General features: G+C 76.3%; 12 protein-coding genes. 9 read left to right on the top strand and 3 right to left on the bottom strand.

Features of this window, described 5'->3' with window-relative positions; genetic code table 11:
• Window positions 1-313: 313 nt before the first annotated feature.
• The 3 genes from PUR61_RS11240 to PUR61_RS11230 all read left to right on the top strand — a co-directional run bounded on the left by PUR61_RS11240 (window position 314) and on the right by PUR61_RS11230 (window position 2,561).
• Window positions 314-1,636: a sensor histidine kinase gene (locus PUR61_RS11240; RefSeq protein WP_329878498.1), complete on the top strand. Its 1,323-nt coding sequence runs from the start codon at window positions 314-316 to the stop codon at window positions 1,634-1,636.
• On the top strand, window positions 1,624-2,289 hold the full coding sequence (locus PUR61_RS11235) for a response regulator transcription factor (protein WP_329878381.1): 666 nt from the start codon (window positions 1,624-1,626) through the stop codon (window positions 2,287-2,289). The genes PUR61_RS11240 and PUR61_RS11235 overlap by 13 nt, the downstream gene beginning before the upstream one ends.
• Before the next feature lie 62 nt (window positions 2,290-2,351).
• Window positions 2,352-2,561, top strand: coding sequence for a hypothetical protein (locus tag PUR61_RS11230; protein WP_329878379.1), 210 nt, complete (start codon window positions 2,352-2,354; stop codon window positions 2,559-2,561).
• 110 nt (window positions 2,562-2,671) lie between these two features.
• Here PUR61_RS11230 and PUR61_RS11225 read toward each other — a convergent pair whose 3' ends face one another.
• From PUR61_RS11225 to PUR61_RS11215, 3 genes are all read right to left on the bottom strand, one after another.
• A complete protein-coding gene (locus PUR61_RS11225) occupies window positions 2,672-3,130 on the bottom strand; it encodes an AraC family transcriptional regulator (RefSeq protein ID WP_329878377.1) in 459 nt (152 codons plus the stop codon).
• A 69-nt stretch (window positions 3,131-3,199) separates the two neighbouring features.
• On the bottom strand, window positions 3,200-4,453 hold the full coding sequence (locus PUR61_RS11220) for a glycosyltransferase family 4 protein (protein ID WP_329878375.1): 1,254 nt from the start codon (window positions 4,451-4,453) through the stop codon (window positions 3,200-3,202).
• Entirely contained in the window at window positions 4,450-5,766 is a 1,317-nt protein-coding gene (locus PUR61_RS11215) for a glycosyltransferase 87 family protein (protein ID WP_329878373.1), read from the bottom strand. The genes PUR61_RS11220 and PUR61_RS11215 overlap by 4 nt, the downstream gene beginning before the upstream one ends.
• A gap of 491 nt (window positions 5,767-6,257) precedes the next feature.
• On the opposite strand from PUR61_RS11215, the gene PUR61_RS11210 reads away from it, so the two are divergent.
• The 6 genes from PUR61_RS11210 (at window position 6,258) to PUR61_RS11185 (ending at window position 14,332) form a co-directional block, all read left to right on the top strand.
• Window positions 6,258-7,331 (top strand): GNAT family N-acetyltransferase, encoded by a 1,074-nt coding sequence (locus PUR61_RS11210; protein WP_329878371.1) that lies wholly within the window; start codon window positions 6,258-6,260, stop codon window positions 7,329-7,331.
• A gap of 53 nt (window positions 7,332-7,384) precedes the next feature.
• Window positions 7,385-8,173: an aminotransferase class IV gene (locus PUR61_RS11205; protein ID WP_329878369.1), complete on the top strand. Its 789-nt coding sequence runs from the start codon at window positions 7,385-7,387 to the stop codon at window positions 8,171-8,173.
• Between the two features lie 282 nt (window positions 8,174-8,455).
• Entirely contained in the window at window positions 8,456-9,253 is a 798-nt protein-coding gene (locus PUR61_RS11200) for an ABC transporter ATP-binding protein (RefSeq protein WP_329878367.1), read from the top strand.
• Window positions 9,250-11,814 carry an FtsX-like permease family protein gene (locus PUR61_RS11195; protein WP_329878365.1) on the top strand — a complete coding sequence of 855 codons (2,565 nt, stop codon included), beginning with the start codon at window positions 9,250-9,252 and terminating at the stop codon, window positions 11,812-11,814. Before PUR61_RS11200 ends, PUR61_RS11195 begins: the two co-directional genes overlap by 4 nt.
• Window positions 11,815-12,188: 374 nt before the next feature.
• Window positions 12,189-12,731 carry a hypothetical protein gene (locus tag PUR61_RS11190; RefSeq protein WP_329878363.1) on the top strand — a complete coding sequence of 181 codons (543 nt, stop codon included), beginning with the start codon at window positions 12,189-12,191 and terminating at the stop codon, window positions 12,729-12,731.
• On the top strand, window positions 12,728-14,332 hold the full coding sequence (locus PUR61_RS11185) for a multicopper oxidase family protein (RefSeq protein ID WP_329878361.1): 1,605 nt from the start codon (window positions 12,728-12,730) through the stop codon (window positions 14,330-14,332). Before PUR61_RS11190 ends, PUR61_RS11185 begins: the two co-directional genes overlap by 4 nt.
• The last annotated feature ends 78 nt before the right edge of the window (window positions 14,333-14,410 follow it).

Below are 14,410 nucleotides of genomic sequence, written 5' to 3'. Positions count from 1 at the left end.
AGGCCGTACGAGCACGGCCCTTCGTGGCGGGTACCCGGGTGGCGCCGCACCGGACGCGCCTGCGTCGGACTTCCCGGTGCCGGACGCCGTGACGGCGGACGCCCCAGCGCGGGACGCCCCAGCGCGGGACGCCCCGACGGCGGACGCCGCGACGGCGGACGACTCCGCGCCGGGTACGTCCGGTGTGGTCGAGGCCGCGCCGGCCGCCGGGCGCGCGGGTGGGCCCCTCCGCGCCGGGCTCGCGGCGAACGAGCCCCCGGCCGACGGCCCCGAACCGCCGTCGCCGTCGCCGCCCGTCGCCGTCTGGGCCGCGCTGCGCGCCCGACCGCTCCGCTTCCCGTTCACGCCCCACACGGTGCGCTGCTGGGCCTACCTGGTCGGCGGCGCCCTGATCGGGCTGCTGACGACGGTGCTCCTCGTCGTCCTCGCACTGCTCGGACTCGCCCTCTCCGTGGCCGGCATCGGCCTGCCGCTGCTGCTCGCCGTCGCCCTCGCCGGCCTGCCCGCCGGCGCCCTCGAACGCCGCCGGCTCCGGCTGGTCGAACCGAACGCCGTGCCGGACCCGCACCGGGCGCTGCCCGGCGCCGGCCGTCGCGCCCGGCTGCGGACCCGTCTGCGCGAGCGCGCGACCTGGCGCGAACTCGCCCACACCGCGCTGGTCGGTCCGGTGCTCACCGCCGCCGGACTCGGCCTGACCGCCCTGCTGGTGTTCTCCGCGGCCCTGGTCGTCAGCCCGGTCGTGGTGTGGGCGCTCGCCCCCGAGACCGTCATGCTGATCCCCGGCCATACCGTCCCGGGGCCGCTCCACGCGCTCCCGGCGACCGGGGCCGGCCTCGTTGGCCTGCTGCTCGGCTCCTACGCCGGCGCGCTGCTGACCACCGCCCACGTCCGGCTGGCCCGGTTGCTGCTCGGCCCGCGGGAGGAGGACCTCGGTCGCCAGGTCGTCGAACTGACCCGCTCCCGGGCCCGGTTGGCCGACGCCTTCGAGGCCGAGCGGCGCCGCATCGAGCGCGACCTGCACGACGGTGCCCAGCAGCAGCTCGTCGCCCTCACCATGACGCTCGGCCTCGCCGCCCACGAACTGCGCGAGCGGGCCCACCCGCCGGGTGCGGGGGCCGACGAGCGCGACGGCCGGGCGGGTGGAGCGGGAGGCCGGACCGACGAGGACCCGGCCGCCGTGCTCGTCGACCGTGCCCGGGCCGAGGCCCGGCTGGCGCTGGAACAGCTGCGCGACCTGGTCCGCGGCATCCACCCCCAGGTGCTCACCGACCACGGGCTCGCCGCGGCCGTCGCCGAGATCGCGCTGCGCCACCCGGTCCCCGTCGAGGTCGACCTCGACCTGCCCGGCCGGCTGCCCGGCCCGGTCGAGAGCACCGCCTACTTCACGGTCACCGAGGCCCTCACCAACGCCGCCAAACACAGCGGCGCCACCGCCGTCACCGTCCACGGACGGGTCGCGGACGGCCGGCTGGTGGTCCAGGTGACCGACGACGGCCGCGGCGGAGCCGACCCGGCCGCCGGGGCCGGGCTCCAGGGACTGGCCGACCGGGTCGCGATCCTGAGAGGACGACTCATGGTGACCAGCCCGACCGGCGGGCCGACCCGGCTCCGACTGGAGGTGCCGTGCTCCGGCTAGTCATCGCCGAGGACGCCGTCCTGCTTCGGGCCGGCCTCGTCGAACTGCTCACCCGGGGCGGCCACCGGGTGGTCGCCGCCGTCGGCGACGCGGCCGCGCTCGCCGACGCCGTGGACGCCGAACGGCCGGACGCCGTCGTCACCGACGTCCGGATGCCACCCGGCTTCCACGACGAGGGACTCCGCGCCGCCCTGGAACTCCGCGAGCGCCACACCGACCTGCCCGTCCTGGTCCTCTCCCAGTACGTGGCCACCCCGTACGCCACCCGGCTGCTCGGTGCCGCGGGCGCGCAGCAGGCCGGGCTCGGCTACCTCCTCAAGGACCGGGTCGGCGACGTCGGCGACTTCCTGGACGCGCTGCGCCGGGTGGCCGCCGGTGAGACGGTGATCGACCCGGAGGTGGTCCGCGTCCTGCTCCGGGGCCGTTCCGCGGACCGGCCGCTCGGCCGGCTCACCCCGCGCGAGCGGGAGGTGCTGGGGCTGATGGCGGAGGTCCTGAACAACCAGGCCCTCGGCGCCCGGCTGAACATCACCGAGGCCTCGGTGGTCAAGCACTGCGGGAACATCTTCATGAAGCTGGACCTCGACCCGGCCGAGGGCAACCGGCGCGTCCTCGCCGTCCTGGCCCACCTCGCCGATCAGCGCGGCGAGTAGCCGCCGGACGGTTCCGGGGCCGGGTCACCACCCGCTGACGCTCTCCGGTCTCGCCGAGCGGCGTGGCGAGCCCGCAGCCCTCGCCCGACCGCTCGGAGAGCTCCCCGCCCCGTACCTCGTCCGCCTGCTCGACGGCCCCGGCCGCCCACTGCCGTGGCCGCCTCCTCGCCCGCCCCACCTGGCACGTGGCCGAGCCGGAGACCGGTCACCGGCCGATGTCCTCCCGGCCGCGCGAACCGGCCTGCGTCCTGCGGGAAGCCGCCGCCCTCTGAACGCGGACTCCCGGGCCCGACGAGCGGCGACGGGCGCCTGCCCCGTAGCCTTTCGATTGAGTTTCCCCCGGGGGGGGTAATTCACGGCCGTGCGAAGAAACCGGCTCGCCTCAGCAGGGGAGGACGGGAACGCAGATCTCGCACAGGTGAGCGTCGAGCATCTGTGGACGGTACCGTTCGAGAATCGGCCGCCCGGGGTCCGGGCCGAAACCCGCACCTGTCAGTGCGCGGAACAGTCCGGCCCAGGCGCGTGACAACCCCTCGGGGGTGTGCGGGACGACCAGGACCGCGTGACGGCCGCCGGCCAGCAGGGCCTCCTCGACCTCGTCGTGCGGGATCCCGGCGTCCTGCGGAAGGACGAGGCACGCGTCGTACCTGCAGTTCTGCGGCGTCGTCCGCGCGGGGTCGTCCCGGGCGATCCCCAGGACGACCGAGTCGGCCCGGAACAGGCCGTTGGTGGTGGCCCATTCCTTGAGCCTTTCCATCGGGGCGGCATTTCCGGGCCCGTACGGGCCGACGTGCCTCAGGTAGGCGATCCGGAATTCCGGAATGTCCTCCACGGTGAACACGACGTCTCCTCCGTTCGATCGGCGTGAATCGAACAGTAGCAAGGTATAAAATCCCTTCCGGCCGATATTTCAAAAGTCATCGTTCGGGAGCGCCCGGCCCGCTACTCCCGAGCCGGTCGCCGGTCGCCGGTCGTCGGTCGTCGGCGTGGGCCTCGGAGTCGAGGAGGACGCGTCGGGGGCGAGGAGGGCGGCCAGCCGCCGGGCGGTGGTCTCCCAGGACCACTGTTCCCGGACCCACCGGCGACCGGCCTCGCCCGTCCGCGCGCGCTCGGCGGCGGGCGTCCGGAGTATGCGGACGATCGCCTCGGCGACGGCGGTGTCGTCGCGGCCGTCGACGACGGTGCCGGTGACGCCGTCGAGGACGGCGTCCGGTGCACCGCCGGAGCGGCCCGCGACGACGGGGAGTCCGGAGGCCGCCGCCTCCAGGAAGACGATGCCGAGACCCTCCGCCTCCAGACCGGCCCGGCGGGTGCGGCACGGCATCGCGAAGACGTCGGCCGCCGCGTAGTGGGCGGGTGTCTGCGCGTGCTCCCGGCCGCCGGCGAACACGACCGAGCCCGGCTCGGTGTGCCGTCGCGTGAGGTCGCGCAGCCGCTGTTCGTCCGGGCCGCGGCCGACCAGCACCAGGGTGGCGCCGGGGACGGCCCGCCGGATCTGCGGGAGCGCGCGGATCAGGGAGTCCTGCCCCTTGCGCGGGACCAGCCGGGCCACGCAGAGGATCACCGGCCCGGTGGGACCGCCGCCCCGCTGCTCCCGCCACAGTGCGGACGACTCGTCGGACGGCCGCCCGGGCCGCGGCCGGAACAGGTCGGCGTCGACGCCGGGCACGAGCCGTTCCAGCCGGGCCACGGGTCCGAGCGCGGGGGCGATCCGGTCGCGGGTGTACGGACCGAGGTAGGTGACGACGTCGACGCTGTCACCGATCCGCCGCAGCAGTCGACGGGCCCCCGGGGTGCGCGCCCACCAGATCTCGTGGCCGTGCGTGGTGGCGACGGTCCGCCGGATTCCCGGCGCTCGGCGGCGGAGCCCGGGCGTCATCGCGGCGAGCGGGGCCGCGGCGCCGAACCAGATCCGGTCGCAGCCGTACGCCCGGGCGATCTCGGCGGCCCGGCGGGTGACCCGCCCGGTCGGCAGCAGCGTCCGGGACCGGTCGCGGATCACCGGGAACGGCAGTGCGGCGTCGTGGTGGGCGGAGCCCGGTTCGTCCGAGGTGTAGACGACGACCTCGCCGCCGGGCAGCCGGGTGGCCATGGCGTGGACGAAGGTCTCGATGCCGCCCTGTCGGGGCGGGAAGTCGTTGGTGACGATGAGGGTGCTGGTCATGGGGTGGTGACGACCTCGGTTCGGGGGAAGGCGGTGGCGGTGGTGCGGGCCGGGGCGCGGGCCGGTTGCCGGGGGCGGGCGGGCACCGGGGTGGTGGGGCGGCGCGGCGCGGGACGGACGCACCCGCCCGCCCGCGGCGGCGGGGCGAGGAGAGCAGGGGCACGTACGGACGGGGCGGGCACGGCGGGCACGGCGGTGGCGGTGCGGGCACGGTCGGCCCCGGGGCGGTCGCGCGCGGACAGCCTGGCGAGGAGGACGAGGAGCGCGGGCAGCGCGAGGTAGCCGAACCGTCCGGCGGGCGCCAGCAGGAAGGCCAGGCCGAGTCCGAGTGCCAGCCGGTCGGCTGCGCCGGTGGCGTCCCGGGGCGGGCGGAGCGCGAGCGACGCGGCGACCGCGAGTCCGGCGAGCAGGAGCAGGGTGAGGGAGGTGTACCACCCGGCCGGGCCGAGGTCGGCGAGGATCCGGCCGGGCAGGGGGCTGCTCGCGGGCGTGGGCAGCCCGCCGCGCCCGGTGGGGAAGGCGAACACCTGCTGCACCAGCGGTCCGGGCGCGCGCAGTGCACCGGGCAGGACGATCGCGGCCGTGCCGGCCACGGCGGTGGCCGTCGCGCGCACCGCCGCCCGCCGTCCGGCGGTGGCGGCCAGCAGGGCGGCGACCACGGCGACCGCCGGCCAGGCCGTCCACTTGAGCGCGCAGGCCAGGGCGAGGGCCGCTCCGGCGCCGAGCGGGCGGGCCCGGCCGGCCAGGGCGAGCGCCAGGCAGCAGAGTCCGGTGAGTGGCAGGTCGACCCCACTGACGCAGAGCGGCAGCGCGACCGGCGGCGAGGCGATCAGCGCCGCGACCTGCGTGCCGACCTGCGGGCCGACCGGGCCGACGGCAGGCCCCGAAGCCGGAACAGGTCCGCCCCGATGCCGACGCCGATGCTCACGCCGCAGCCGCAGCCGCAGCCGCAGCCGCAGCCGGGTCCGGTGCGGTCCGACGGCCGCGACCAGGCAGCCGAAGAACGCGGCGGCACACCACACCCGTGCGTCGCCGAGCATCCGGACCGGCCACCCGTCCGATCCGAGCAGCGCGCGAGGCAGCCCGAACAGCGCCATGCCGGGCAGGTACGGCGTGTACTCGGCGACCGTGTGCGGCTCGGCCAGGTACGGCGTGCCGTGCCGGAGCAGCAGTTCGCCCGACCGTTCGATGACGGTGACCTCGCTCTGCCCCTGCCCGGTGGCGACCAGGACGAACAGCGGTACGGCGATCGCGCCGGCGAGCGCGACGGCCGCCGCGCAGCGGGACGCCCACCGCCGGGGCAGCACCAGCACGGCAACCGCCGCCGCCAGGTATCCCGTTGCGGCGTGCAGTCCCCAACTCCGGTGCGGTCCCAGCCCGGAGACGAGCGGGAACGCCCCGGCCCAGCCGGCCGCGACCAGCCATCCGCCGCACCACAGCAGCCGTCGCCCGCCGGGGGAGCGGTGGCGGTGACGGTCGTGGCGGTGGCGGTCGTGGAGACGAGGTCGATCGTGAGGGCGGGGAGGGCTCGGACGGCTTCGACGGGCGCGGTGAATCAGCACCACTTCATTGCAGCGGCGCAGGTCGGCGAGGTCATGAGGGCCAGGTCGAGTCCTGTGGTCGGGTTTCCCCTACCACGGTCGGGTGCGCGGGGGAGGGCCGCGCGCAGGCCGGACGGTGGGATCGTGCACGGGTGGGGTCCGCCCTTTCGCGAGGTGTTCCGAACAAGTGAATTCGTACCCGACCTGACGTTCGGTGTCCATGGAATTACGCTCGGTGCCGTCCGGTCGCTATCGTGGACGGCGTGGTGAGGTCCTGGGATGCGGCGGTGGAACGGGCGCAGGCGCGGCTGGAGGCGGCGCCCGGGGTGCGGGCGGTGGGGGAGGGCGAGGGGCGGCGGTTCGCGCTCTGGGACCTCGCGTCGCGCGCCGAGGGGGAGTTGGGCGAGCAGGTGGATCCGGAGGCGATCGGTCCGGCGGAGGAACGCGCCCTGCGACAGCGGCTCGGAGAGAGCGGGCGCGAGTGGCCGGACGGTGAGCTGTACCGCCGCCGCTACTGGTTGACCGGCGCCGCCGGGACCGCCGACCCCGTGGGCGGAGCGGCCGACGCCACCGGTGCCGTGGCCGGCGCCCCGGTCGGCACCGTCGCCGTCGACAACTGGACGAAGGGGCCCGGGCAGTTGGCCGTCTCCTCGCTCTACCTGCGCCCCGCCGCGCGTGGGCGCGGCCTCGCCGCGACGGCGCTCGACCAGCTCTACCGGGCCGCCACGGCCGAGGGTCTGCCCGGCTACCGCCTGGAGGCGCACTGGACGTGGCAGCACGCCGTCCGGTACTACCTGCGCCGCGGTCTCTGGGTGGTCTCCTGGAAGCACGCCGTCGGCCTGGCGCGGCTGCCCCAACTGCCGCCCTACCGGGTACGGGAGGAGGAGGACCGGCTGGTCCTGCTGGTCGCGGACGGGGCGCCGGGCCCCGGTGGCGGCTGGACCCCGCTGCTCACCGCCGGCCGCGAGGGCCGCTGGCTGCGGCTGGACGAGACCACGGACTACCGCCGGGCGGACGGCTGGGTGCGCGACTTCGCCCGCTCCACGCTCGCCCTGCACCTGGCGCTCGCCGGACGCCCGCTGGTGCGCGGCCCGCAGTGGTGGGCGGAGGCGTGGCGGTGGTCGGACGCGGGGGAGCCGGAAGGGCTCGCGTACCGGATCGAGCACGTCGAGCGGTCGGCGCGCGACGGCGGCCGGCCGGTCACGACCCCCTACCGTCCGATCCTGGCCGGCCCGGGCGGCAGGCAGGGCCGCGAGCAGGGCCGTGAGCAGGGCCACGATCAGGGCCGCGACCGGAGCGGCGACCGGAGGGGGGAGCCCGGCGATCCCGCGCGATGACCTCGCCGCGCACCGCTCCGCACCCCGGCGGGCCGACCTGGGAAACTCGCCGCATGGCAGAGATCGAGATCGACGGCGCACCCGCCGACCCCGCGCAGCTCGCGGCGCTGGGCCTGCTCAACTACGGGCACTTCACCACGCTGCGCGCCGAGGCGGGCCGCACCCGCGGGCTGACGCTCCACCTGGACCGGCTGGTCCGCGACTGCCGCACGGTGTTCGGGGCCTCCCTGGACCGGGAGCTGGTCCGCGACCGGATCCGGCACGTCCTCCCGGCCGACGGTGCGCCGGTGATCGTCCGGGTCACCGTGTTCGACCCGGCGCTCGGCCTCGAACGCCCGGCCGCGCCGGCCGAACCCCGGCTGCTGGTCACCACCCGCTCGGCGCCGGCCGGCCCGCCCGGCCCGCTGCGGGTCCGCACCGCCGTGTACCGGCGCGAGTTGCCGGGAGTGAAGCACGTCGGCCTGTTCGGGCTGCTCCATCACCGCAGGCTGGCCCAACTGGCCGGCTACGACGATGCGCTGCTGGTCGACGAGGACGGTCGGATCACCGAGGGCGCCACCTGGAACCTCGCCCTCCACGACGGCCGTGACCTGGTCCGACCGGACGCCGCCGCCCTGCCCGGCGTCACCGAGGCACTGCTGGCCGGCGCGTACGGCGGCCCGCAGCGGCGCGAGCCCGTCGCACCGTCCGGGCTGGACCGCTTCGTCGCCGCCGTCGCCGTCAACGCGGGCGTCGGGGTCCGCCCGGTCGCGGCGATCGACGGCACCCGGTTCGACCCGGCCCACCCCGCCGTCGCCGAACTCCGCGCCGCGTACGAGGGCATCGACGGCGAGCGGATCTGACGAGGAGGCCCGAGGCGGAGGATCCGAGGAGAGAGCCCGGGGAGGAGATCCGCCCGAGAGGCCGGACGGCGAGGCCCGACGGAGAGTCCCGGGCGTGCGACCGGCGCCCTGGCGCGCGGGCCGTCGTCCGGCGGCGGCGGGGAGGGCTGACGCCACCCGGAGAGCGCGCCGGGGGATAACCCCACCCCCCGTCCGCCAGCGGCCTCCATGGTCCGCCGCGCCGCGTCTTCCTAGCCTGGAACACGTCGACGACCAGCGACGATCCCCGAAGGAAGGCCCACCATGGCACCCCGCCGCACCCGCCCCCAGCCCGAGCCGTACGGGCGTTCCGACGCCCACGCCGCGATCGAGCTGCGCGGCGTTCGGCGCAGCTACGGCCGGGGCGGCGAGACCGTGCACGCCCTGCGCGGCGTCGACCTCGCCCTCGGCCGCGGTACCTTCACCGCGGTCATGGGCCCGTCCGGCTCGGGCAAGAGCACGTTCCTGCAGTGCGCGGCCGGCCTGGACCGCCCGACCGCCGGCGAGGTCTACCTGGGCGGCGAGGAGATCACCCGGCTGAGCGAGAACCGGCTCACCAAGCTGCGCCGCAGCCGGATCGGCTTCGTCTTCCAGTCCTTCAACCTGCTGCCCTCGCTGACCGTGCTGCAGAACGTGCTGCTCCCGCAGCGCCTCGCCGGTGAGCGCCAGGACCGTTCCCGGGCCAAGGAGCTGCTCGCCCGGGTCGGTCTCGGTGACCACGCCGGGCGCCGGCCGGGGCAGCTCTCCGGCGGTCAGCAACAGCGGGTGGCGATCGCCCGCGCACTGATCACCGACCCGGACGTGCTCTTCGCGGACGAGCCGACCGGTGCACTGGACACCAGGACCGCGCACGAGGTGCTGGGCCTGCTCCGCGGCGCGGTGGACTCGATGGGTGCCACCGTCGTGATGGTCACCCACGACCCGGTGGCCGCCTCGGTCGCCGACCGGGTGCTCTTCCTGGCCGACGGCGCGCTCGCCGACGAGCTGTACCGGCCGGACCCGCGGACGATCGCCGACCGGATGGTCACGCTGGCCGCGCGCCCGGTGGGGGTGGCGGCATGACCAACGGACTCGCCCGCGCCTCGGTGCGGTTCCGCCCCGCCTCCTTCGTCGGCACCTTCGTCGCGCTGCTGTTCGGCGCGGCCGTCGTGATGGCCTGCGGCACGCTGCTGCAGACCGGCCTCACCGCCTCCGTGCCGGCCGGCCGGTACGCGAGCGCGCCGGTGGTCGTGGCCGCCGACCCGACCGTCACGATCACCTACAAGACCGCCGAGGACACCGAGACCGAGAGCCAGTCGGTGCCCGAGCGGGCCCGTCTGGACGCGGGGCTGGCGGCCCGGATCGCCGCCCAGCCGGGCGTGGCCGCCGCCCGCCCCGACACCGCCTTCCCGGTGCAGGGCGCCGCCGGCACCCCGCTGGCGGGATCGCCGCTGACCGGCCGGGGCTTCGCCTCGCTCGGCATCACCGGCCCCGCCGACAAGCTGGTCGAGGGCCGCGCCCCCGGCGCCGGCGAGGTCGTCCTGGACGCCGACACGGCGCGCGCCGCCAAGCTGGCGCCCGGGACCACCGTGACGCTCACCGCGCCCGGCGGCAGCGGCAGTTACCGGATCTCCGGCCTCGCCGCCCCGCAGCAGTTCGGCGCCGCGGCGGCCGGGACGCCCACCGCCTGGTTCGCGGACCAGCCGGCCGACCGCCTCTCCGGCCATCCCGGCCGGGTCGACGCGATCGCCGTGCAGCCCCGCGAGGGTGTCGACGCCGAGGCGCTCGCCGCGCAGGTCGAGCAGGCCGTGGGCGACCGGGCGGAGGTGCTGACCGGGGACGACCGCGGCACCGTCGAGCAGCCCGTGCTCACCGAGGCGCGCACCATGCTGACTGCCCTGGGCGGCTCCTTCGGCGGCACCGCCACCATGACCGCCGTCTTCGTGGTCGTCTCCACCGTCGCCCTGGCCACCGGCCAGCGCGCCCGCGAGTTCGCCCTGCTGCGCGCCATCGGCGCCACCCCGCGGCAGATCCGCCGCACCATCGCCACCGAGGCGATGCTGGTCGCCCCCCTCGCCGGTGCGCTCGGCATCCTGCCAGGACTGGCCCTGGCCCGCTGGTGGTTCGACGAGATGGTGGAGCGCGGCGCCGTCCCGGACTCGGTGGAACTGTCGGTCGGCCCGGTGCCGATGCTGGCAGCCGTCGGCGTCTGCACGCTCGCCGCGCTGGGGGCCGGCTTCGTCGCCGCCCGCGGCCCGGCCCGGATGCGCGCCGGCCAGGCGCTCGGTGCGGCAGCCGTCGAAGCCGGCCGTCCGGGCAAGGTGCGCACCGTGATCGGCCTGCTCTTCGCCGCGGGTGGCGTGTCGCTGGCCGGCCTCGCCTCGGCCCTGAAGGGTTCCGACGCCGCCAACACCGCGCTCGGCGTGGTGATGTGCTTCCTGACCGCCGTCGCGCTGCTCGGCCCCTGGGTGGCCCGGGGCGCGGCCGGGGTGCTCGGTGCCCCGCTGCGGGCCGGCGGCGCGCCAGGCTCGCTGGCCGCCGACAACACGCGGGCCAACGCCCGCCGGCTGGCCTCCGCGATCACGCCGATCGCCATGGTCACCGCCTTCTGCGGCACCCTGCTCTTCCTGCAGACCACGATCAGCCACGAGACCGGTGAGCAGGTGCGCAGCGGCATCACCGCCGACCACGTGCTCGCGTCGACGGGCCCGGGCCTGCCCGCCGGCACCGCCGAGCAGGCGGCGAAGGTGCCCGGTGCGGAGGCGGCGGTCGGCGTGCTGCGCACCGGTGTCCTCTACCGCAGCGGGCAGACGGTGCAGACCGCCAACGCGCTGGGTGTCGCCGGTGACCCGGCCCGGCTCTCCCGGGTGCTCGACCTCGGCGTGCACGAGGGCTCGCTGGCCGAGCTCGGCCGCTCGACGGACACCGTCGCGCTCTCCCGGACCATGGCCGACGACCTCGGTGTCAAGGTCGGTGACCGGGTCCCGCTCTGGCTCGGTGACGGTACGGAGGCGAAGCCGCTGCTGGTCGCCACCTACGAGCGCGGGCTCGGCTTCGGGCAGGCGCTGCTGCCCCGGGCGGCCGTCGCGGAGCACGTGACCGCCGGCTACGACAGCCAGGTGCTGGTCACGGACGCGCCGAACGCCGACCGGGCCGCGGTCGCGAAGCAGCTGGCCGGGGTGGGCGGCGGGACGGCTCTGCTCGTCACCGACCGGGCCGGGTTCGTCGCCCAGGCAGACAAGGCGCAGGAGCTCGGCGCCTGGGCGAACACCGTGATGGCGGGGGTGCTGGGCGGGTTCGCGGCGGTCACGGCCGCCAACACCCTGGTGATGACGGTGCTGGACCGGCGCCGCGAGATCGCGCTGCTGCGGTTGGCGGGGACCACCCGGCGGCAGGTGCGCGGCATGATGCGCTGGGAGGCGCTGCTGGTCGCCGCGACCGGCCTGGTGGTCGGCGGTGCGATCGCCTGGACCACCCTGGTGCCGGTCACCCGGGGCATCGCCGGCGCGGCGCCGTACGTCCCGGTCGGGACGGCGCTGCCGCTGGGGGGCGCGGCGGTGCTGCTCTGCCTCGCCGCGACCGCCCTGCCGGCCCGGGCCCTGCTGCGGACCCGTCCGGTGGCGATGGGCGGCGGCCGGCAGTAGGGACGGCGAGGAGGGGACCGGTCCGGTCCCAGCAGGCCGGGTGGGAAAGGCCGGGCCGGGGGAGGGAACGGCCTGGGGAAGGACCGGAGCTCCGGCTCCGCAGGGGGCGTGAACGGGCGGTGCGCGCGGGTCTGGCGCACCGCCCGTTCGGGTGACAAAGCCGCGCCGAACAGGCGCCAGAGAGTGGTAGAAGGCCGGAAGGCCCTTGATCCACACCGATCGTGATGTCTGATCAGCTACGCTCACGGCCGCGTCCGTCCGGTGCCGCACGCCCGGGGACGCCGTCCCGTCCACCCCCGCGCCGAGCCGGTCCGGCACGGCCGGTGTGCCCGCTGCCGGGCCCCGGCGCGCCCCGGCAGAGAGAAGGCCGACCGATGAGCAGTCCTCCCGCGGCCCGCACGCCCCGCCCGCCCCGTCCGTCGCTGCGCCTGCGGCCCCGCCTGCCGCCGCGTCTGCCGCTGCTGGTGCTGCGGGCCACCGCCACCGCGCTCGCCGTCCTGGCCGTGGTCCAGACGATGCTGGCCGCCAGCTTCCTGAACGGCCACTACGACTCGCTCAAGGCCCACGAACTGGCCGCCATGGCCCTGGACACCCTGGTGCTCGTCCAACTGGTGGCCGCCGCGTCGGTCGGCCTGGTCGCCCGTCGCGGCCCGGGCGGCACGCGCGGACCGTTCCGGCCGCTCGGCACCGCGGCGCTGCTGGCGGTCGCGGCAGGCGCCCAGACGGCCTTCGGATACGACCGGGCGGTCGGGCTGCACGTCACCCTGGGCGTCCTGCTGGTCAGCGCCCTGCTGTTCGCCCTGGTCGGCGCCTGGCGTCTGCCGCTGCCCGCGAGCGGCGGCGCCCCCGCCTACCCGCAGGGCGCGGCCGCCGGACGGCTGCCCCGTCCGAGCGGCTCGATGGAGGCGGCGCAGTGAGGCGCCGCCGGTTCCTCGGCGTCGGCGCGGCCGTGATCGGCGCGGGTGCGGTCGGAGCCTTCGGCGTGCCGCCGGCCGCCCGGCTGCTGGCCGAGGCGCGGCCGGGACGCCTGCTGACCAGCGAGGTCCCGCTGCCGGAGCCGTTCCGGGTGCCGCTGCCGGTGCCGCCCGTCCTCGCTCCGGTCCGCTCCGACGCGACCACGGACCACTACGAGATCGTCCAGCGGGTCGCCGGCCTGGAGATCCTGCCCGGCCTGCGCACCGAAGCCTGGACGTACGGCGGGACCTTTCCCGGGCCGACCATGGTCGCGCGGGCGGGCCGCGAGGTCGTGGTCCGCCACCGCAACGAGCTGCCGGTGCCCTCGGTGGTCCACCTGCACGGCGGCCACACCCCGGCGGACAGCGACGGCTACCCCGTCGACCTGCTGCTCCCGGCCGGATCGTCGGCCGACCACGCGGCGCACGCGATGGCGGGGATGACCGGGATGGCGGGGATGGCCGGGATGTCCGGGACGTCCGGGACGGGAACCGTGGGCCGGACCGTCGTCGGCGAGCGCAGCTACACGTACCCGGGCCACCAGCGTGCCGCCACCCTCTGGTACCACGACCACCGGATGGGCTTCACCGGCCCCGGCATCTGGCGCGGCCTGGCCGGCTTCCACCTGATCGGCGACGAGGAGGAGGACGCCCTGCCGCTGCCGCGCGGCGAACGCGACCTCCCGCTCATGCTCGCCGACCGCGCCTTCGCCTCCGACGGCTCGTTCCGCTACCCCTCCGTCGACCCCGGGCTGACCGTTCCGGGCGTCACCGACGACTACATGAACGGCGTGCTCGGCGACGTCATCCTGGTCAACGGCGCGCCCTGGCCACGCGTCGAGGTGGACCGCGCCCACTACCGGCTGCGCCTGCTCAACGCCTCCAACACCCGGATCTACCGCCTGGAACTCGACCCGCAGCCCGCCGACGGCGGCGCGCTGGTCCAGATCGGCGGCGACGGAGGACTGTTGGAGACACCGATCCGGCACGACGCCGTCGAGATCGCCCCCGCCGAGCGGTTCGACGTCGTGGTCGACTTCTCCCGCTACCCGCCCGGCACGTCCGTCCGCCTGACGAACCGCTTCGGCAGCGAGCGGACCGGCGAGGTCCTCCGCTTCGACGTCACCTCCCGCCCGGTGACCGACGACGCGACCGTCCCCGAACGCCTCTGCACCCTCGAACGGCTCGACCCCGGCGCCGCCGTCACCACCCGCACCTTCGGCTTCCGCCGCAGTCGCAACGACGGCTGGACGATCAACAACCGGCCGTACGAGCCGGGCCGCGTGCTGGCGGCCCCGGCGCTCGGCACCACCGAGATCTGGAGGTTCTTCAGCGACGTCCACCACCCCGTCCACCTGCACCTGGACCAGTTCCAGGTGCTCTCCCGCAACGGTGGTGACCCGGGCCCGTACGACGCGGGCTGGAAGGACACCGTGGACCTGCGGCCGTCGGAGGGGGTGGAGGTGCTGGTGCGGTTCACCGACTACCCGGGGACGTACATGCTGCACTGCCACAACCTGGAGCACGAGGACATGGCGATGATGGCGGACTTCGTCGTGGAGTGAGCGGGGACGGTGCGCGGCTCCGTCCGCTCGCACACCTTTCACCCGTTCGGCGGAGCGTCGGCGGGGGAGTCGCGCGCC

Source organism: Streptomyces sp. BE20 (assembly GCF_036322525.1).
Lineage (GTDB): Bacteria > Actinomycetota > Actinomycetes > Streptomycetales > Streptomycetaceae > Kitasatospora.
This window is presented reverse-complemented; position numbering and strand designations above follow the sequence as displayed.

Excerpts from the sequence above, each read along its gene's own strand:
- PUR61_RS11220 (WP_329878375.1), bottom strand. The coding sequence starts at position 4,453 with ATGACCAGCACCCTCATCGTCACCAACGACTTCCCGCCCCGACAGGGC.
- PUR61_RS11205 (WP_329878369.1), top strand. The coding sequence starts at position 7,385 with ATGGCAGAGATCGAGATCGACGGCGCACCCGCCGACCCCGCGCAGCTC.
- PUR61_RS11200 (WP_329878367.1), top strand. The coding sequence starts at position 8,456 with ATGGCACCCCGCCGCACCCGCCCCCAGCCCGAGCCGTACGGGCGTTCC.
- PUR61_RS11195 (WP_329878365.1), top strand. The coding sequence starts at position 9,250 with ATGACCAACGGACTCGCCCGCGCCTCGGTGCGGTTCCGCCCCGCCTCC.
- PUR61_RS11190 (WP_329878363.1), top strand. The coding sequence starts at position 12,189 with ATGAGCAGTCCTCCCGCGGCCCGCACGCCCCGCCCGCCCCGTCCGTCG.